Origin of the sequence: Tepidimonas sediminis (assembly GCF_007556605.1) — a bacterium.
Taxonomy (GTDB): Bacteria; Pseudomonadota; Gammaproteobacteria; order Burkholderiales; family Burkholderiaceae_C; genus Tepidimonas; species Tepidimonas sediminis.
In genome coordinates, this window is record NZ_VJND01000002.1 from 17017 (window position 1) to 35514 (window position 18498).

General features: G+C 74.2%; 20 protein-coding genes. 9 read left to right on the forward strand and 11 right to left on the reverse strand.

Annotation, left to right across the window (positions count from 1 at the left end; translation table 11 throughout):
• Positions 1 to 11 precede the first annotated feature (11 nt).
• A complete protein-coding gene (locus Tsedi_RS02025; RefSeq protein ID WP_143893098.1) occupies positions 12 to 533 on the forward strand; it encodes an arsenate reductase ArsC in 522 nt (173 codons plus the stop codon).
• A complete protein-coding gene (arsB, locus tag Tsedi_RS02030; protein ID WP_143893100.1) occupies positions 517 to 1611 on the forward strand; it encodes an ACR3 family arsenite efflux transporter in 1095 nt (364 codons plus the stop codon). The genes Tsedi_RS02025 and arsB overlap by 17 nt, the downstream gene beginning before the upstream one ends.
• Positions 1612 to 1618: 7 nt before the next feature.
• Here the strand turns inward: arsB and Tsedi_RS02035 are convergent, their stop codons facing one another.
• Genes Tsedi_RS02035 through Tsedi_RS02045 form a run of 3 tightly spaced genes read right to left on the reverse strand, consistent with a single transcriptional unit; the run spans position 1619 to position 3403 of the window.
• A complete protein-coding gene (locus Tsedi_RS02035; RefSeq protein ID WP_143893102.1) occupies positions 1619 to 2395 on the reverse strand; it encodes a cytochrome b/b6 domain-containing protein in 777 nt (258 codons plus the stop codon).
• Positions 2396 to 2418: 23 nt separating this feature from the next.
• Positions 2419 to 2943: a diheme cytochrome c gene (locus tag Tsedi_RS02040; protein WP_143893104.1), complete on the reverse strand. Its 525-nt coding sequence runs from the start codon at positions 2941 to 2943 to the stop codon at positions 2419 to 2421.
• A gap of 31 nt (positions 2944 to 2974) precedes the next feature.
• On the reverse strand, positions 2975 to 3403 hold the full coding sequence (locus tag Tsedi_RS02045) for a DUF1924 domain-containing protein (protein WP_143893106.1): 429 nt from the start codon (positions 3401 to 3403) through the stop codon (positions 2975 to 2977).
• Positions 3404 to 3578: 175 nt separating this feature from the next.
• On the opposite strand from Tsedi_RS02045, the gene Tsedi_RS12140 reads away from it, so the two are divergent.
• From Tsedi_RS12140 to Tsedi_RS02065, 4 genes are all read left to right on the forward strand, one after another.
• Entirely contained in the window at positions 3579 to 4301 is a 723-nt protein-coding gene (locus Tsedi_RS12140; RefSeq protein ID WP_185970550.1) for a hypothetical protein, read from the forward strand.
• 195 nt (positions 4302 to 4496) lie between these two features.
• Positions 4497 to 4787, forward strand: coding sequence for a PepSY domain-containing protein (locus tag Tsedi_RS02055; RefSeq protein WP_221934186.1), 291 nt, complete (start codon positions 4497 to 4499; stop codon positions 4785 to 4787).
• A complete protein-coding gene (locus tag Tsedi_RS02060) occupies positions 4784 to 5449 on the forward strand; it encodes a response regulator (protein ID WP_143893110.1) in 666 nt (221 codons plus the stop codon). Before Tsedi_RS02055 ends, Tsedi_RS02060 begins: the two co-directional genes overlap by 4 nt.
• The gene (locus Tsedi_RS02065) at positions 5446 to 6852 is read left to right on the forward strand and encodes an ATP-binding protein (RefSeq protein ID WP_143893112.1); all 1407 of its coding nucleotides are present in this window, start codon (positions 5446 to 5448) and stop codon (positions 6850 to 6852) included. The genes Tsedi_RS02060 and Tsedi_RS02065 overlap by 4 nt, the downstream gene beginning before the upstream one ends.
• Positions 6853 to 7075: 223 nt before the next feature.
• Here Tsedi_RS02065 and Tsedi_RS02070 read toward each other — a convergent pair whose 3' ends face one another.
• On the reverse strand, positions 7076 to 7702 hold the full coding sequence (locus Tsedi_RS02070) for a glutathione S-transferase N-terminal domain-containing protein (protein WP_143893114.1): 627 nt from the start codon (positions 7700 to 7702) through the stop codon (positions 7076 to 7078).
• Between the two features lie 144 nt (positions 7703 to 7846).
• On the opposite strand from Tsedi_RS02070, the gene purB reads away from it, so the two are divergent.
• Positions 7847 to 9304, forward strand: coding sequence for an adenylosuccinate lyase (purB, locus tag Tsedi_RS02075; RefSeq protein WP_143893116.1), 1458 nt, complete (start codon positions 7847 to 7849; stop codon positions 9302 to 9304).
• Between the two features lie 69 nt (positions 9305 to 9373).
• Here purB and Tsedi_RS02080 read toward each other — a convergent pair whose 3' ends face one another.
• Both Tsedi_RS02080 and Tsedi_RS02085 read right to left on the reverse strand, forming a co-directional pair.
• Positions 9374 to 9832 (reverse strand): DUF3717 domain-containing protein, encoded by a 459-nt coding sequence (locus tag Tsedi_RS02080; RefSeq protein ID WP_143893118.1) that lies wholly within the window; start codon positions 9830 to 9832, stop codon positions 9374 to 9376.
• Between the two features lie 91 nt (positions 9833 to 9923).
• Positions 9924 to 11534 carry a M48 family metalloprotease gene (locus Tsedi_RS02085; RefSeq protein WP_143893119.1) on the reverse strand — a complete coding sequence of 537 codons (1611 nt, stop codon included), beginning with the start codon at positions 11532 to 11534 and terminating at the stop codon, positions 9924 to 9926.
• 38 nt (positions 11535 to 11572) lie between these two features.
• Between Tsedi_RS02085 and moaC the strand changes: the two genes are divergently transcribed.
• Entirely contained in the window at positions 11573 to 12085 is a 513-nt protein-coding gene (moaC, locus tag Tsedi_RS02090) for a cyclic pyranopterin monophosphate synthase MoaC (RefSeq protein ID WP_143893122.1), read from the forward strand.
• 64 nt (positions 12086 to 12149) lie between these two features.
• Here the strand turns inward: moaC and Tsedi_RS02095 are convergent, their stop codons facing one another.
• The 5 genes from Tsedi_RS02095 to rsmI all read right to left on the reverse strand — a co-directional run bounded on the left by Tsedi_RS02095 (position 12150) and on the right by rsmI (position 18066).
• A complete protein-coding gene (locus Tsedi_RS02095; RefSeq protein ID WP_143893124.1) occupies positions 12150 to 13001 on the reverse strand; it encodes a 3-hydroxybutyryl-CoA dehydrogenase in 852 nt (283 codons plus the stop codon).
• 132 nt (positions 13002 to 13133) lie between these two features.
• Positions 13134 to 13688 carry a phasin family protein gene (gene phaP, locus Tsedi_RS02100; protein WP_143893126.1) on the reverse strand — a complete coding sequence of 185 codons (555 nt, stop codon included), beginning with the start codon at positions 13686 to 13688 and terminating at the stop codon, positions 13134 to 13136.
• 138 nt (positions 13689 to 13826) lie between these two features.
• The gene (locus Tsedi_RS02105; RefSeq protein WP_143893128.1) at positions 13827 to 16496 is read right to left on the reverse strand and encodes a bifunctional acetate--CoA ligase family protein/GNAT family N-acetyltransferase; all 2670 of its coding nucleotides are present in this window, start codon (positions 16494 to 16496) and stop codon (positions 13827 to 13829) included.
• Positions 16493 to 17140, reverse strand: a complete 648-nt coding sequence (locus Tsedi_RS02110; RefSeq protein WP_143893130.1) for a DUF502 domain-containing protein — start codon at positions 17138 to 17140, stop codon at positions 16493 to 16495. Before Tsedi_RS02110 ends, Tsedi_RS02105 begins: the two co-directional genes overlap by 4 nt.
• The gene (gene rsmI, locus Tsedi_RS02115) at positions 17137 to 18066 is read right to left on the reverse strand and encodes a 16S rRNA (cytidine(1402)-2'-O)-methyltransferase (RefSeq protein WP_143893132.1); all 930 of its coding nucleotides are present in this window, start codon (positions 18064 to 18066) and stop codon (positions 17137 to 17139) included. The genes Tsedi_RS02110 and rsmI overlap by 4 nt, the downstream gene beginning before the upstream one ends.
• Here rsmI and Tsedi_RS02120 point away from each other — a divergent pair.
• A complete protein-coding gene (locus Tsedi_RS02120) occupies positions 18065 to 18493 on the forward strand; it encodes a YraN family protein (protein ID WP_143893134.1) in 429 nt (142 codons plus the stop codon). The genes rsmI and Tsedi_RS02120 overlap by 2 nt on opposite strands.
• Positions 18494 to 18498 lie beyond the last annotated feature (5 nt).

An 18498-nucleotide genomic window follows, 5' to 3' on the forward strand; every position in this document is an offset into this window, starting at 1 on the left:
AGACCCGGGCGATGGCCGTGCGACCTCTCAACGTGCTGTTCCTGTGCACCCACAACTCGGCGCGCAGCATTCTGGCCGAGGCGCTGCTGAACCATCTCGGTGAGGGGCGGTTCCGGGCGTTTTCCGCCGGCAGCAGCCCGCGCCCGAACCAGCAGCCCAACCCGCTGGGTCTGCAGGTGCTGCGCGAGGCCGGCATCCCGACCGAGGGCCTGCGCAGCAAGTCGTGGGACGTGTTCGCCGCCCCCGGCGCGCCGGTGATGGATCTCGTCGTCACCGTCTGCGACGGCGCCGCCGGCGAGGTCTGCCCGGTCTGGCCGGGGCAGCCGGCGCGGGCGCACTGGGGCTACCCGGATCCATCGGCGGGCGACGCGCCCGACGAGGTCAAGCTGGCGGCCTTCCGTGCCGTGCGCGACCGGCTGCGCGCGCGGTTGACGAAGCTGGTGCAGCGCTGTCCCGCCGGGGCCGACGCGGCGGGGCTGCAGCGGCTGGCGCTCGAACTGGCCACGGAGGGCGACGATGAGCGCGCAGTGTGAGGTCACCGCCCGGCGTGCCGCGGGTGCGCCGATGGGCGTGTTCGAGCGCTACCTGACGCTGTGGGTGGCGCTGTGCATCGTGGCGGGCATCCTGCTGGGGCAGCTGTGGCCGACGCTGTTCCAGGCGGTGGCGCGGCTGGAGGTGGCGCAGGTCAACCTGCCGGTCGGGCTGCTGATCTGGGTGATGATCATCCCGATGCTGCTCAAGGTGGACTTCGGCGCGCTGCCGCAGGTGCGCCGGCACGTGCGCGGCATCGCCGTGACGGTGGCGGTCAACTGGCTGGTCAAGCCGTTCTCGATGGCGCTGCTGGCGTGGCTGTTCGTGCGCCAGCTGTTCGCGCCGTGGCTGCCGGCCGAGCAGCTCGACGGCTACGTGGCCGGCCTGATCCTGCTGGCCGCCGCGCCGTGCACGGCGATGGTGTTCGTCTGGAGCCGGCTGTCCGGCGGCGATCCGCTGTTCACGCTGAGCCAGGTGGCGCTCAACGACACCATCATGGTGTTCGCGTTCGCGCCGATCGTGGGCCTGCTGCTGGGGCTGGCCTCGATCAGCGTGCCGTGGGCCACGCTGCTGGTGTCGGTGGGGCTCTACATCGTGGTGCCGGTGCTGCTGGCGCAGGCGTGGCGGCGGGCGTTGCTGCAGCGCGGCGGCGAGGCGGCGCTGCAGGCCACGCTGGCGCGCCTGGGCCCTTGGTCGATCGCGGCGCTGCTGCTGACCCTGGTGCTGCTGTTCGGCTTCCAGGGCGAGGCGATCCTGCGCCAGCCGCTGGTGATCGCGCTGCTGGCGGTGCCGATCGTCATCCAGGTGGTGTTCAACTCGGCGCTGGCCTACTGGCTCAACCGCCGCGTCGGCGAGGCGCACTGCGTGGCCGCGCCGTCGGCGCTGATCGGGGCCTCCAACTTCTTCGAGCTGGCGGTGGCCACCGCGATCAGCCTGTTCGGCTTCGAGTCCGGCGCGGCGCTGGCCACGGTGGTCGGGGTGTTGATCGAGGTGCCGCTGATGCTGGCGGTGGTGGCGGTGGTCAACCGCACGCGCGGCTGGTACGAAGCCGGCGCGGCCCGCGCGGCGCCGGGCCGCTGAGGCCGGCTCAGTCGTCGTCCTCGTGGTGCACCGCAGCGCCGAGGGCTGGGACGCGCCAGCCAGCCTCGGTCTGCGGCCCGCGCGGCGCCTGCGTCCACTCCCACGCCCAGTAGGCCAGCACCGCCAGCACCAGCAGCCACGCCAGCCAGCCGCGGTTGTGCGTGACCAGGTCCGGGCCGCGGCCCGGGGTGCGGCCGGTCAGCATCGGCCGCGCCAGGTTCTGCCGCCGCCACGCGCTCAAGGCGGCCAGCAGCCCCAGGTGCGCCAGTACCAGCGCGAGCATCCCGTTGCCGAAGGCCTCGTGCACCTCCTCCAGCCACTCGCCGCCCCAGTCGTGGAAGGTGGCCACGCCGCTGGCCACCAGCGGCGGCGCCGCCAGCAGCAGCGCCGCGATGACGCCGGCCAGCGCCAGGTTCTGGCCCTGCCGGCCGGTGCCACCCAGCGCCGCCAGGTCACCGGTGCGCAGCGCCTGCAGCGTGGCGCGCGCCCACGCCGGGGCGGCGGCGAGCCTGCGCGCCAGCGCCGCCAGCCGCACGTGGCGCGGGCCGATGAGGCCATCCAGCACGCGCCAGCCCAGCAGCCCGGCCATCGTGTAGCCCAGCACGACGTGCACCAGCCGCCAGCGCTCGCCGTCGGCGGTCAGGTAGGCGCCCACGAAGCTGAGCGCGAACAGCCAGTGGAAGGCGCGCGTCGGCGCGTCGATCACGCGCCGGCCGGGGGTCGGCGAGGTGGTGGCGGCGCCCGGGGCGCGCTCGGGGAGACCGGGGCGGGTGGTGGCGATCATGGTGTCGACTCCTGAAGAAGCGGTCAATCGTCGAGGAAGGCGGAGCGGTAGCGCGCCGGCAGGCCGGCGGGCATGCGCAGGTCGTGCTCGTCGAAGCGGCCCTGCTCGGCGCCGCCGTGGCAGGCGGCGCAGTTGGCCGCGCTCTTGACGCTGGGCAGGCGCCAGACGACCTCGTCGAGCTTGCGGTGCTTGCGCTCGAACCAGGCGCTGCGCGTGATGCGGTCCTGCGGCGGCGGCTCGGGGCCGACGCGCTTGCCCGTGCCGGCGTGCGCCTGCAGCCAGGCGCTGAGCTGCTGCACGGTGGCGGCGTCGAGCGAGGCGTCGGTGCCGTAGTGGCGCTCCAGGCTGCCCATCAACCGCTGCCACGACGCCGCCGGCAGCAGCCCGGGCGGGTAGGCGACGTGGCAGGCGCCGCACTCGCTGCGGTAGGCGGGCGGCACCTGTGCCGGCAGGCGCACGCCGTCGGCCAGCGCCGGCCAGACGGGCAACGCGGCCAGCAGGAGGGCGGCCAAGCGCCGCGGGCGTGATCGGGACGAGAGGGAAGGCATGGTCGAGACTCTTTCGGGCGTCCGGGCGGGGTCAGCGCAGGCGGGTCAGCCAAGCCAGCACGTCGGCCTTCTCGGCGGCGGTGCAGGCGCGGCCGAGCACGTCGCCGCAGTTGCGCCGCAGCCACTTGTCGACCTTGGCGCGCTCGGTCAGCGCATCCGGGTTGGCGGCGGGGGCCAGCGGCGGGATCGTCTTGCCGGTGCTGGCGTGGCGGCCGGGGCGGGTTGGCAGGTCGCCGTGGCAGCTGCTGCACGACCACTCGCCGCCGTGGCGCTGGGTGAACAGGCGCTGGCCGGCGGCGGCGTCGCCGGCGCGGCCGGCCTCGGCCTCGAAGCGCGCCAGCTCCGCCGCCGGCGTGGTGTCGCCGGCGTGCGCCAGCAGCGCCGCCAGCGCCAGGCCGGCGGCCAGCGCCGCGCGGCGCGCGCAAGTGCCGGGGGTGCGCAGCAAAGAGCAGTCGGACATGGTGGACTCCTGAAGTCACGGCATCGAATGCCGGCAGCATGCCAAGGGGCGGTCGTCGCCAGCGTGAACGCCGCATTCATCTGGCATTAAGCTTTCAGCCGTCAGCATCGGCGTGGCCGTCGTGGAGCCGCCCATCGGGGGTGGCCGGCGGCACGGGACCAGGAAAGGCGTGGCGATGAGCAGACCAACGATCGGGTGGCGGACGCTGGCGGCGGCCGCCGTGGGCGCGCTGCTGGCCGGCCCGCTGCAGGCGGCCGACCCGGTGACCACCGCCCTGCAGCAGGCCTACGCGCCGTACCGCATGGCGCTGTTCCGCACCAACCAGAGCGACGTCGAGGCGGCGCGCGCGGCGCTGGCCGAGGCCCGCGCCGCGTGGCAGCGCGTGCTGCGCGAGCACGCCCAGCCGTCCGTGCCGTACGCCGGCGACCCGGAGTACGGGCGCACGCTGCAGCAGGTGGCGCAGGTGCTGGAGGAGGCCGCCACGCTGGTGGAGGCCGGCCGGCTGCCGGCGGCGCACGACCGGCTGGAGGCGGTGCGCGACCTGCTGGCCGCGCTGCGCCAGCGCAACCAGGTGATCGTCTTCAGCGACCACATGAACGCCTACCACGAGGCGATGGAGCTGGCGCTGACCGAGGGGCCGAAGCTGCTGGAGCAGCCGCAGGGCCGGCTGGCGCTGGCCGAGCACGCCGGCGTGCTGCACCACCTGGCGCAGCGGCTGCAGACGCAGGCGCCGCCCGAGCTGCGCGCGAGCAGTGAGTTCCGCGACGGACTGCAGGCGGTGCTCGCCTCGGTGCAGGCGCTGCGCGCGGCGGTGCAGCAGGGCGACGCCGAGGCGATGCGCAAGGCGCTGGGCGGCCTCAAGGGGCCGTACGCGCGCCTGTTCGTCAAGTTCGGCTGACCGGGACGGCGCGCGCGGCGCCTCGCCGCGCGGGCGCCGCCGCAGCGGCGGCCCCGGGCGCCCGGCCGCGGTTCATCCGCGGTTCAGCTCCTGTGCCCTATCCTCTCGGGCATGAATCGCGCTTGGCCGCCGCTGCCTGCCTGCTGCCCGCCGCGGTGGCGCTCCGGGCGGCGGCGCGCGTCCCTGGCAGCGCTCGTGACGCTGCTGGCCGTCGCCTGGTCGGGCGCGTGGGCCGATGGCGGCGGCGACCAGCGGCGCGCGCGCGAGGCCGTGCTGGCCGGCGAGATTCGGCCGCTGGCCGAGATCCTGCAGCGGGTGCAGCCGCTGCTTGATGGCGAGATCATCGCCACCGAGCTGGAGCGCGAGCACGGCCGCTGGGTGTACGAATTCAAGGTGCTGCGCCCCGACGGGCGGCTGGTCGAGTGGTACGTGGATGCGCGCGACGGCCGCGTGCTCAAGACCGAAGTGAAGAAAGGCAAGCGGTGAGGGTGCTGCTGGTGGAGGACGAGGCGGCGCTGGCGCAGCGGCTGGCGGCCAGCCTGCGCGCGGCCGGCTACACGGTGGACGTGGCCGCCGACGGCCGCCGCGCGTGGGAGCTGGGCGGCGTGGAGCCCTACGACGCCATCGTGCTGGATCTGGGTCTGCCGCAGCTGGACGGCCTGACGGTGCTGCAGCGCTGGCGCGCCGAAGGCGTGACGGCGCCGGTGCTGATCCTGACCGCGCGCGACGCGTGGCAGGACAAGGTGGCCGGCATCGACGCCGGGGCGGACGACTACCTGACCAAGCCGTTCCACACCGAGGAGCTGCTGGCGCGCGTGCGCGCGCTGATCCGCCGGGCGCACGGCGCCGCGCACCCGGTGCTGCGCTGCGGCGCGCTGGAGCTGGACACGCGCCAGCAGCGCGCCAGCGTCGATGGCCAGCCCCTCGTGCTGACGGCGCAGGAGCTGCGCGTGCTGTCGTACCTGATGCACCGCGCCGGTCAGGTGGTGCCGCGCACCGAGCTGGCCGAGCACCTGTACGGCAGCGACGCCGAGCGCGACTCCAACACCATCGAGGTGTTCGTCGCCCGGCTGCGGCGCAAGCTGCCGCCCGGCAGCATCGAGACGGTGCGCGGCCTGGGCTACCGGCTGGAGGCCGCCGCCGGATGAGGCGCTGGACCGCCTCGCTGCGCTGGCGCCTGCTGCTGGCGGCGCTGCTGGCGGTGTCGCTGGCGCTGGTGCTGGCCGGGGTGGTGATCGCGCGGCTGTTCGAGCGCCACGTGACGCAGCAGTTCGACCTGCGGCTGCAGGACCAGCTCACGCAGCTGCTGGCGGCGCTGGAGCCGGACGCCGACGGGCAGCCGGTGCTGGCGCGCCCGCTGGCCGACCCGCGCTGGCAGCGCCCCTACGGCGGCCTGTACTGGCAGGTGCAGGCGGTGGGGCGCGCCGAGGCGGAGCCGGCGCTGCGCTCGCGCTCGCTGTGGGACGAGCGGCTGGCGCTGGCGGACGATGCGCTGCCGGACGGCGCGCTGCACCGGCATGCGCTGCCCGGGCCGGCGGGGCAGCGGCTGCGGGCGCTGGAGCGCGCCGTGCAGTGGGGCGAGCAGGGGCCGCGCTGGCGCGTCGTCGTCGCCGCCGACACGCGCGAGCTGGAGCAGGCGCGCGCCGCCTTTCACGGCGCGCTGGCGCTGTCGCTGGCCGGGTTGGGGGCGGCGCTGCTGGCGGCGGTGGCGGCGCAGCTGTGGCTGGGGCTGCGGCCGCTGCGCGCGCTGCAGCAGGCGCTGCACGCGGTGCGCGGCGGCCACCAGACGCGGCTGCAGGGGCGCTTCCCTGCCGAGGTGCAGCCGCTGGTGGACGACTTCAACCGCGTGCTGGCGTACGACGAGCAGGTGGTGGAGCGGGCGCGGCGGCTGGCCGGCAACCTGGCGCACGCGATCAAGACGCCGCTGGCGGTGATGGCGACGCTGGCCGAGGAGCTGCGGCCGCGCGAGCCGGCCGCCGCCGCCGCGCTGCAGGAGCAGGTGCAGCGCCTGCGCGAGCAGGTCGACTGGCACCTGCGCCGCGCGCGCGCCGCCAGTGGCACGCATCCGTCGCGCCAGACGGCGGTGCAGCCGGTGCTGGAAGGGCTGTTTCGCGTGATGCGCAAGGTGCACGCGGCGCGTGCCGAGGGCGCCGGCGAGCTGGAGCTGACGCTGCAGGGCGAGCCGGAGGCGGTGTTCGCCGGCGAGGCGCAGGATCTGCAGGAGATGGCCGGCAACCTGCTGGACAACGCCTGCAAGTGGGCGCGCCGGCGCGTGCGGGTGTCGGTGCGGCGCGAAGGCCGGCGGCTGCTGCTCACGGTGGACGACGACGGCCCGGGCCTGACGCCCGAGCAGTGCCGGCAGGTGCTGGCGCGCGGGGTGCGGGCCGACGAGCGCGTGCCCGGCAGCGGCCTGGGGCTGGACATCGTGCGCGAGGTCGCGTCGCTCTACGGCGGCTCGTTGACGCTGGCGCGCGCGCCGCTGGGCGGCCTGCGTGCGCAGCTCGAGCTGCCGGCAGGTCAGGCGGCGGGCAGCAGCCGACGAATGGCGTGAACCGCGGCACGGTAGCGCGGAACTTCCGGGCCGGCGCCGGCCTCAGAACAGGCGTGAGTCGTCGTTGGGTTTGATGCGACCGCGAAGCGCGGCGCGACGCCGGTGGTTGCACGGCGCGCGCCAACATGGCCGGCCGGGGCGGTTCTCCTCCTCCCTCCCTCCTCCTGTTGTCCCGGTCGGTGCTTCGCGGTCTTTTTTTGTCCGTTCGCGGCCACGCGCGCCATCAGGCCGCGGGCGGCAGCGTCTCGGCAAAGCTCGGGCGCTGCATCAGCCGCTCGTGCAGACGCGCGAGGTTGGGGTAGGCGGCACGCCAGTCGATCGCCGGGAAGCGGAAGTCCAGGTAGCCCAGCGCCACGCCGACGGCGATGTCGGCCAGCGTCAGGTGCAGCCCGTGGCAGTGCGGCCGGTCGCCGAGGCCCAGGCTCATCGCCTTCAGGGCGCGCTGCACGGCGGCCAGCTGGCGGTCGATCCACGCCTGGCTGCGCTCGTGCGGCGCGCGGCCGCTCCAGACCTGCTCCATGCGCGCGGCCACCGCCGCATCCAGCACGCCGTCGGCCAGCGCTTCCCAGGTCTTGACCTCGGCGCGCTCGCGCCCGCTGGCCGGGATCAGCTTGCCCACCGGCGACAGCGTGTCCAGGTACTCGACGATGACGCGCGAGTCGAACACGGCCTCGCCGCCTTCCATCACCAGACACGGCACCTTGCCCAGCGGGTTGGCTTCGGGCACCGTGCTGTCGGCGGCCCAGGGGTCGGCCAGCTCGAACTGGAAGTCGAGCTTCTTTTCGGCCATGACGATGCGCACCTTGCGCACGTAGGGGCTGGTGAGGCTGCCGATGAGCTTGAGTTTCATGGTCATGGAGGATGGGCCTGGCGGCGCGGTCTTCCCCGCGGGAATCGGGCGCCGGCTGCGCCGATTGTAGAGAGGCCGGCGCGCCGCGGTGGCCGCGCGGGCGCCGGCGGCAGGGACGAGCGCCCCCTACAATCGGGGGCCACTATGCAAGCCCACGCTGACGCTTCCCTTGCCACGCCGGACGCCGCGCTGACGGCGCTGTCGCCGCTGGACGGCCGCTACGCCGCCAAGGTCGCCGCGCTGCGGCCGATCTTCAGCGAATACGGCTTCATGCACCGGCGCGTGCAGGTGGAGCTGACGTGGTTCGAGCGCCTGAGCGACCTCGGCCTGCCGGAGTTCCCGCCGCTGTCGGCGGCGGCGCGCGCGCACCTGCGGCGCGTGGTGCGGGACTTTGCGCCGGCGGATGCGGCGGCGATCAAGGCGATCGAGAAGACCACCAACCACGACGTCAAGGCGGTGGAGTACTGGATCCGCGGCCACGCCGAGCTGGGCGTGCCGGGGGTGTTCGCCGGCTGGCCGGAGCTGCAGCGCGCCGGCGAGTTCGTGCACTTCGCCTGCACCAGCGAGGACATCAACAACACCAGCCACGCGCTGCAGCTGCAGGCCGGCCGCGCGGTGCTGCTGCAGGGGCTGGACGCGATCGTGGCGCGCCTGCGCGAGCTGGCGCACGCGTGGGCCGAGGCGCCGATGCTGTCGCGCACGCACGGCCAGACCGCGAGTCCCACCACCGTCGGCAAGGAGCTGGCCAACGTGGTGGCGCGGCTCGAGGCCGCGCGCGAGCGCATCGCCGCCGTGCCGCTGCGGGCCAAGATGAACGGGGCGGTGGGCAACTACAACGCGCACCTGGCGGCCTACCCGGACGTGGACTGGGAGGCGTTCGCGCGCAGCGTGGTGGAGACGCCGGCGCCGGGGCCGGAGACGCCCCCGGAGGCGCCGATCGGCCTGGGGCTGACGTTTCAGCCCTACAGCATCCAGATCGAGCCGCACGACTACATGGCCGAGCTGTTCGACGCCGTGGCGCGCAGCAACACCATCCTCGTCGATCTGGCGCGCGACGTCTGGGGCTACATCAGCCTGGGCTACTTCAGGCAGAAGCTCAAGGCCGGCGAGATCGGCTCGTCGACGATGCCGCACAAGGTCAACCCGATCGACTTCGAGAACGCCGAGGGCAACCTGGGGCTGGCCAACGCGCTGCTGCGCCACCTGAGCGAAAAGCTGCCGGTGAGCCGCTGGCAGCGCGACCTGACCGACTCCACCGTGCTGCGCAGCATGGGCGTGGCGCTGGGCTACGCGGTGCTGGCGCACCAGTCGCTGCTGACGGGGTTGGGCAAGCTCGAGCTCAACGCCGCGGCGCTGGCGGCCGACCTGGACGCGGCGTGGGAGGTGCTGGCCGAGCCGATCCAGACCGTGATGCGGCGCTACGGCGTGCCGGGCGCCTACGAGCGGCTGAAGGAGGCTACGCGCGGCCAGCAGGTCACGCGCGCGGCGCTGCACGCGCTGATCGACGACCTGCCGATCCCGGAAGCGGAAAAGGCGCGCCTGCGCGCGCTGACGCCGGCGGCGTACACCGGCAAGGCCGCGGAGCTGGCGCGGCGCATCTGAGCCCGCAGGCGGTGCCGGACCGAAGCCGCGGCTGGCTGGTGCCGGCCCCCGACTGGGCCGCACGGGGGCTCAGGCGGCAGGCTGGGGCGGGGTCGCGGGTGCGCGTTCAGCTCCGGTGCCCTGCCGTTCCACCGCGCGCTCGGCGTAGATGTTGAAACGCCAGGCGCTGCCCTCGCGCGTGATGCGGCGCCACACCGCCCGCTTTTCGCCCGGCGTCATCGCCGGCCAGCGCGTCACCTCCTCGTGCGTGCGGCCGCAGCCCTTGCAGACCGCATCGCCCTGGTTGGTGGAGCAGATCGCGATGCACGGCGTGTCCGGGGTGGTGTCGTACCATGCCTTCCACGCTTCCCACGCGGCACGCGGCATGGTGCGCTCGTCGGCTTCGTCCTCGCCGAAATGGATCAGCAGCGCGTACACCTCCGCCAGCGCGCGCAGCGGCGCCGGCAGCGTGACGCCGTCGGGCGAGGGCTGGCGCTGACGCCAGAAGTTGATCGCGGCCTCGATGTCCGTGATGTGGATACCGGCCATGGTCGAGCCAGGATGAGTCATGCGCAACGTTTCCGGGGGTGCGCATGATAGCCGGGCCGGTTGCCCTTGCAGCGGATGCGGGTCCGCTTCTTCAGCGCCGCCGCGCCGCCGCCTCCTGCTCGCGCAGCAGCGCCTCGACGTGGCGCACGCGCGCGTCCAGCACCGCCAGCTCCTGCCAGTCCGTGCCGTGCTGCTGCCCGGCCAGGCGCTGGGTGGCGCGGAAGCGGTCCAGCGCGCCGGTCAGGTCCAGCTCGGCCAGACGTGCCTCGCCCTCGGCGCGGCCGGCGCGCAGCGGCTGACCGAGTGCGCGCTGCAACGGCGCCAGCGCCTCCCAGGCGCCGGCGTCGAGCGGGTGCTGCACGCACCACGCCTGCAGCCGTGCCGCCGTCTCGCGCACGAGCGGTGCGTCGGCGTACGGGGCGGCCCGGGCGGCCAGCAGCAGGCCGGCGCGTGTGCCGTCGGCAAGCACCTGCCGCGCCAGCGCAGGCAGGCGCGCGCGCTCGGCCGGCGGCAGCGCCGGTTCGTCGTGCAGCCGCGTGAGCGCCTCCAGCCGCAGCCAGGCAGCCGCGCGATGCAGCGCCGGCGAACCTTCCGTCTCCAGGCCGTCGAGCGCCTCCAGGGCGGTGCCGGCGTCGCGCCGCAGCGTGGCGGCCAGCGCGGCGCCGTAGCGGCTGCCGGGGTCGTGGCGCGGCGCCAGCGCGTGCCCGCGCAGGCGCTCGGCGCTGGGATCGGCCAGCACGCGCGCGCGCGCGGCCATCGCGGCATGCCAGTCGTCCGCCACCGGCGCCGGCGCCGCCGCCGTCGCGGGCAGCAGGCCCAGCCGAGCGCGCATGTCGGCGATGCGCTCGGTGGTCAGCGGATGGCTGCGCAGATAGGGAAAGCTGCCGTCGTCGTTGAGGCGCGCGGACTGCTGCAGCCGCTCGAACATGCCGATGAAGCCGTGGCCCGGGAAGCCGGCGGCCTGCAGCACCGCCAGCCCGATGCGGTCGGCCTCGCGTTCCATGTCGCGCGAGAAGTTGAGCTGGCCCTGCAGCGCCACCGCCTGGCCGCCGGCGATGGCGGCGCCGGCGATGTCGGCGTTCCTGGCCGCGCTGGCCGCCAGCGCCCCGAGGATCATGGCCGCCAGCACCAGCGGCGCCTGCTGGCCCTGGCGCGTCAACAGGCGCGCGATGTGGCGCTGCGTGACGTGGCTGAGCTCGTGCGCCAGCACGCTGGCCAGCTCCTCGGGTCGCTGCGTCACGCCGATCAGGCCCAGGTGCACGCCGAAGTAGCCGCCCGGCAGCGCGAACGCGTTGACGGTGGGGTCGCGCCCGAGCAGCAGCCGCCAGGCGAAGCGCTCGGCCAGCTCGTCGGGGAGCTCGCCGCGCTGGCGCGCGCCGGCCAACAGCGGCTGCCAGACAGCCTGCAGCAGCTCCGCCAGCGGTGCGTCGTCTAGGTAGGCCGGATCGCGGAAGAGCGCGCGCGCGATGCGGTCACCCAGCTCGCGCTCCTGCGCCAGCGTCAGTTCGCCGCCGTCGCCCAGCGTCGGCAGGCTGCCCTGCGCGCGCGCCGGCGGCGGGGCGGCCAGCCACGGCAGCAGCACCCCGGCTGCCGCCGCGCCGAAGGCGCTTCGCAGCACGCGCCGCAGCCAGTCGCGCCGGCTGCAGGCAGGCAGCGGGCGCCAGCGCGCCGGCGCGCCGTCGTTCGTCGTCGCCTCGTCCATGCGCCTATGATGCGCCAATCCGCGCGACAATTCCGCGCATGGACACGCCGCCGACTTCCTCGCCGCTGACCCATTTCGACGCCCACGGCCAGGCCCACATGGTGGACGTGGGCGCCAAGGCCGCCACGCACCGCGTCGCCGTGGCCGAAGGGCGCATCCGCATGCAGGCTGCCACGCTCGCCCTGATCGAGCAGGGCAGCGCGAAGAAGGGTGACGTGCTCGGCGTGGCGCGCATCGCCGGCATCATGGCCGCCAAGCGCACCAGCGACCTGATCCCGCTGTGCCACCCCGTGGCGCTGACGCGCGTGGCACTGGACTTCGTGGCGGAGCACGACCCGCCGGCGGTGCGCGTGCGCGCCACCGCCGAGACGGTGGGGCCGACCGGCGTCGAGATGGAGGCGCTGACCGCGGTGCAGGTGGCGCTGCTGACCATCTACGACATGTGCAAGGCGGCCGACCGCGGCATGGTGATCGGCGAGGTGCGCCTGCTGGAAAAGCTCGGGGGCAAGTCGGGCCACTTCGTCGCCGCACCGCTGCCGCCGGCGGTGTGAGCGGGAGCGGGCGCGCGCCCGCCCCACTGGGCACGGGGCGCGCCTCAGCCCCCGGCGCGGCCCCTCATGCGTAGGTGTAGACGCCGCGGCCGCTCTTGCGGCCCAGGTAGCCGGCAGCCACCATCTCCTTCAGCAGCGGGCAGGGGCGGTACTTGCTGTCGTTGAACTCGGCGAAGTACACGTTCATCACCGCCAGGCACACGTCCAGCCCGATCATGTCGGCCAGCGCCAGCGGCCCGATCGGGTGGTTGCAGCCGAGCTTCATGCCGGCGTCGATGTCCTCCGGGCTGGCCAGCCCCTCGGCCAGCACGAAGAAGGCCTCGTTGATCATCGGCACCAGGATGCGGTTGACGACGAAGCCGGGCGAGTTCTTGACCGTGATCGGCGTCTTGCCGAGCTTGAGCGCCAGGTCGCGCACGGCGTCGTGCGTGGCGTCGCTGGTCTGCAGGCCGCGAATGATCTCCACCAGCGCCATCATCGGCACCGGGTTGAAGAAGTGCATGCCGATGAAGCGGTCCGCGCGCCCGGTGACGGCGGCCAGTTGCGTGATGCTGATCGAGCTGGTGTTGGTCGCGACGATGGCCTCGGGTGCCAGCAGGCCGTCGAGCTGGCGCAGGATCTTGAGCTTGAGCTCGAGGTTTTCGGTGGCGGCCTCGATGACGAGCTGCGCGCCCTTCAAGTCGTCGTATTGGGTCGAGGTGCGGATGCGCGCCAGGGTCGCCTCCTTGTCGGCGGCGGTGATCTTGTCTTTCTTGAGCAGGCGATCCAGGCTGCCGGCGATCGTGGCCATGCCCTTGGCCAGGGCGGCGTCGCTGACGTCGATCATGACGACCTGCAGGCCGCTGGCGGCGCAGACCTGCGCGATGCCGTTGCCCATGGTGCCGGCGCCGACGACGCCGATGGTGTCGATGGACATGAGACTCCTCCGTGCGAATGGGTGGATGGCGATCGGGATGAGGCGATTATGCGCCGCCTCGCCGGGGCGCCCGGCCATGAAAAAGGCCACCCCGGGGGGTGGCCCGACATGGCCGGGATGGCGCGCGGATGCTCAGGCCGCCGCCTTGCTGGCCGTGCGCGGGGCCTTGGTGGCGGCCACGGCGGTGCTGGCCACGGCCTTCAGGTTGGCGTCGGCCAGCTCCGCGGCCTGCTTGACCGCCTTCTGCACCGACTCCATCGCGGCGGCGGCGGTGGTGACGGCCTGCTTCATCGCGGCCACGGCCGGTTCGGTGCCCTGCGGCGCGTTCTTGACCAGGCCGTCGAGCGTGGCGATGAACTGCTTGTGCGCCTCCTGGGCCTGGGCTTCCAGCGCCTTGGCCAGCTCGGTCTGCACGCCCGAGGCGATGTCGTAGACGTGACGATGGTAGGAGGCCACCTTCTCGCCCATCGGCTGGAAGACGGCGTTGTGCAGCGCCACCAGGTCCTGCATGTCCTTGACGGCCAGCGCGGTCTGGGTGTGCTCGGCAGCCTCGGCCAGCAGCGTCTTGACGGTCTGCAGGTTGAGCTCGGCCAGCTTCTCGACGCCGGCGAACGCCTTGTCGGCGAGGTCGAAGGCGGCGGCGACGTTTTTCTTGTGCAGGGCGACGAGTTGGTCGACGGTCATCATGGCAGGACTCCTTGTGTGTGGACGATGTTGCAGTGCAACAAAGCCTAGTATAGGGACCTCGCGTGACAACGCAAGGGCATTTGTTGCATTGCAACAAACGAGCCGACGAACGGTCGTTGCCGGCCCGCGGCGGGGGGCTCAGCGCGTGGGCGGCTGACCCTGCAGCGGCAGCTCCACCACACGCAGGTCCGGATCGTCCGGGTGCGGGCGGATGGCAAACCCCAGCCGCGCCACCAGCGCCAGCATGCCGGCGTTCTCGCGCAGCACCTGGCCGACGATGCGGCGCGTGCCGTGCGCGCGCAGGTAGCGGATGAGCTTGTCCATCAGGATGCGCCCGAGCCCGCGGCCTTTGAGGTCGGAGCGCACCAGGATGCCGTACTCGGCGCTGTCGTTGTCGGGGTCGCAGATGCCGCGCACCACGCCGAGCGTTTCCTCGCCGTCGCCGTCCGGGCGGGGGCGCGTGGCGATGAAGGCCATCTCGCGGTCATAGTCGATCTGCGTCAGGCGGGCGAGTTCGCTGTGCTCGATGCTGCGCCGGCTGTAGAAGATGCGCAGGCGGATGTCCTCCGGGTCGACGCGTTCGAGAAACGCCAGGTGCTGCGCCTCGTCCTCCGGCCGGATCGGCCGCAGCGTGATCACCCCGCCGTCCCAGGGCAGCACCTCGATGAGCTCCTGCGGGTAGGGCCGGATCGCGAAGTGCGCCGCGCCGCCGGGGCGGTGCGCGCTGACGCGCACGCGCGCATCGAGCGCCACGGCGCCCTGCGCGTCGACCACCAGCGGGTTGATGTCGAGCTCGGCGATCTCGGGTACGTCGGCCAGCAGCTGCGCCACCGCCAGCAGCGCGGCGTGGATGCTGGGCCGGTGCGCCGGCGGCACGTCGCGCCAGCCGCGCAGCAGCCGGGCCACGCGCGTGCGCTCGATCAGCGCCTCGGCCAGCGCGACGTTGAGCGGCGGCAGGGCCACCGCGCGGTCTCCCAGCACCTCCACCGCGGTGCCGCCGGCGCCGAACAGGATCACCGGTCCGAACAGCGGGTCGATGGTGGCGCCGACGATGAGCTCGTGGGCGTGGCGCCGCTGCACCATCGGCTGCACCGCGAAGCCCTCCAGCCGTGCGCCGGGACGCCGCTGCGCCACGCATTGCAGCATGGCGCTGGCGGCGCTGCGCACCTCGGCGGCGTCGTGCAGGTTCAGGCGCACGCCGCCGACGTCGGACTTGTGCGTGATGTCGGGCGAGAGGATCTTGAGCACGACGGGGTAACCCAGCGCCTCGGCGGCGGCCGCGGCGGCTTCCGGCTCGGGGGGTACGCAGCGCACCGGCGTGACCGGGATGCCGGCCAGCGCCAGCAGCTGCTTGGCCTCCGGCTCGCTCAGCCACTCGCGCCCTTCGGCCAGCACCCGCTGCACCAGCGCCTGGATCGCCGGCAGGTCCAGCCCGATGCCGGGCGGCGCCGGCGGCGTCTCCAGCAGCTCGGCCTGGTGGCGGTGGTACTGGCGCAGGAACGAGAACGCCCGCACCGCTTCCTCCGGCGTGGCAAAGTCCGGGATGCCGGCGGCGCGGAAGCGTTGGCGCGCGGCGGCCACCGCGCCGCTGCCGAGCCAGCAGCCCAGCACGCGCGGCGGGCGCTCGGCCGCCATGGGCAGCAGCGCCTGGGCGATCTCGTCGCTGGGCACGATGGCGGTGGGGGCCTGCACGAACAGGATCGCACTGTCGCGGTCCTCGCGCAGGATGCGCAGCGCCTCCACGTAGCGCTGCGCGGGCGCATCGCCGATGATGTCCACCGGGTTGGCGCGCGACCAGTTGCCGGGCAGCACCTCGTCGAGCCGGCGCACGGTGGTCTCGTGCAGGGTGGCCAGCTCCACGCCCATGTGGGCGGCGGCGTCGGCGGCCATCACGCCGGCGCCGCCGCCGTTGGTCAGCACCAGCAGCCGCTCGCTGCGGTTGTCGCGGAAGCGCGCCAGGATCTCCGCGGCGAGGAACAGCTGGTGCAGCGTGTGCACGCGCAGCATGCCGGCGCGCGAGATCGCAGCGTCGAACACCTCGTCGGAGCCGGCCAGCGCGCCGGTGTGCGAGCAGGCCGCGCGCGCGCCCTGCGCCGAGCGGCCGGCCTTGACCAGCACCACCGGCTTGTTGCGCGCGGCGGCGCGCGCGGCCGACATGAACTTGCGCGGTGCGGTGACCGACTCGACGTACATCAGGATGGCGCGCGTGCGCGCGTCGCTGCCCAGGTAGTCGAGCATGTCGCCGAAGTCGACGTCGGCGTGCTCGCCCAGCGAGACGAAGTGCGAAAAGCCGATGCCGCGGTCGTTGGCCCAGTCCAGCACGGCGGTGACCAGTGCGCCGGACTGCGACACGAAGGCGATGTTGCCGGGGGCGGCGCTGGCGTGGGCGAAGCTGGCGTTGAGCCCCAGGTGCGGCACCAGCATGCCGATGCAGTTGGGGCCGAGGATGCGCAGCGTGTGCGGGCGCGCGGCCTGCAGCATGGCCTGCTTCAGGCCGGCGTCCAGTCCGGCCGTGATGACCACCGCGGCGCGGCAGCCGCGCGCACCCAGCCGTCCGATCAGCTCCGGCACCGTGGCCGGGGGTGTGCAGATGACCGCCAGGTCGGGGGGGGCGGGCAGTTCCTCCACCGTGGCCACCACCGGCGCGCCCAGCGCCGGGCGGCGCGGGTTGACGGCGAACAGCTCGCCCTGGAAGGTGCCGTGCAGGTTGCGCCAGACGGTGGCACCGACGCTGCCGGGGCGGTCGGAGGCGCCGACCACCACGACGCGGCGCGGCTGGAAAAGGGCATCGAGGTTGCGGATCGTCATCGCGAAGGCTCCTGCGGGCGGGCGCGGCGGCCCGGGTCGACGGCGGGAGGAGGGGAGGCGCCCGGGGCCATCCAGGCGATCAGCGACTGGCGCATGGCCTCCTCCACGCTCATCGCGATCGGGTTGACCCAGGCGCGCGGCACGAAGACGGTGTAGCCGCCGATCATGTAGCCCATCGGCAGGTAAACGGCCACGCGGTCGCCGTCCAGGAAGCCGGCCGGCAGCCCGTGGGTGTGCTGGCGCGTCACCAGGCCCACCACCTCCCACTCGGCGCCGGGCGGGCGCACCACCACCACCTGCTGCGCCGGGCGGTCGTGGCGGTGCGGCGCGAAATAGTCGGCAAAGCTCTTCAGCGACGAGTAGATGCTCTTGACCACCGGCAGGTTGGTGAACGGCAGCTCGATCCAGCCCAGCACGCGCGAGGCGGCCTGGCTGGAGACGAGCAGGCCGGCCAGCAGGATCAGCGCCAGCGTCAGCACCAGCCCGAGGCCGGGGAAATAGACCTCGCCGATGAAGGGGCGCAGCAGCTGCAGCGCCAGCCGCTCGGACCACACCACCAGCGCCCACAGCAGGTACACCGTCAGCGCCAGCGGCAGCAGCGCCAGCAGGCCACGCAGCAGCAGTTGGGACAGGCGTCGCATCATCGGGTACTGGGTTCGGCCGTGGCGGCGGCGTACAGGGCGTCGCGCGGCGCGCCGGTGATCGCCGCCGCCAGCCGCGCCGCACGCGCCGGCGGCAGCTCCTGCAGCAGCAGCGCCAGCACGCGCCGCGCCTCGGGCGTCAGCGCGCCGCCATCGTGCGGCGCGGATGTGTCGGGCGGATGAACGAGCAGCGTGAACTCGCCGCGGCGCCGCTGCGGCTCGGCCGCCAGCCAGGCGGCCAGCCCGGCGCACGGCAGCGTGACGATCTCCTCGAACTGCTTGGTCAGCTCGCGCCCGACGGTGAGCGTCCGCGGGCCCAGCGCGCCAAGCTCGGCGGCCAACAGCTCGATGCGGTGCGGCGCCTCCAGCAGCACGAGTCCGGTGGGCAGCGCGGCCCAGTGCCGCCAGGCCTCGGCGCGCGCGCGGCCCTTGGGCGGCAGGAAGCCGACGAAGGTGACGGCCTCGGCGCTCACGCCGGCCACGCTCAGCAGCGCGGTGACGCTGCTGGCGCCGGGCACCGGCACGCAGCGCAGGCCGGCGGCGCGCACCGCCGCGCACAGGCGCGCGCCGGGGTCGCTGATGCCGGGCGTGCCGGCGTCGCTGACGTAGGCGACGCGCTGGCCGGCGCGCAGCCGCTCCACCACGCCGCGCGCGGCGGCGACCTCGTTGTGCTCGTGCAGCGCCAGCAGCGGCCGCTGCAGGCCGTAGCCGCGCAGCAGCTGCGCCGTGTGGCGCGTGTCCTCGCATGCCACCGCGTCGGCCAGCGCCAGCACGTGCAGCGCGCGCAGCGTGATGTCGGCGCGGTTGCCGATCGGCGTGGCCACCACGTACAGCGCCCCGGCCGGATAATGCTGGGCGGCGGCCAGCGCGGCGGGATCCGCGGCGCTGGCGGGGGCGCAAGGCGCGCCGGAAGGGAGATCTTCGGCCATGGCGACGACGGCAGGACGGCGGCGGGCGACGGGCCCCGGCCCCACCACCAAGGCGCGCGGCGACGCCGCCGAGGCGCTGGCGTTGCGCCACCTGCAGGCACGCGGCCTGCGCCTGGTGCGGCGCAACGTGCGCTCGCCCGGCCGTGGGGGCGGGGAGGTCGACCTCATTATGGCCGAGCCGGACGGCACGCTGGTCTTCGTCGAGGTGCGCCAGCGCAGCCGTGGGGACCACGGGGGTGCCGCCGCCAGCGTCGGCCGGGTCAAGCAGCGGCGCATCGTCTGGGCGGCGCGGCACTTCCTGGCGCGGCTGTCGCCGGTGCCGCCGTGCCGTTTCGACGTCGTCGTCATCGACGGGGAACTCGACGGCGCCGCGCCGCCTCGCATCGAGTGGCTGCGCGCCGCCTTCGATGCCGGCGCCTGGGATTGAGAGGA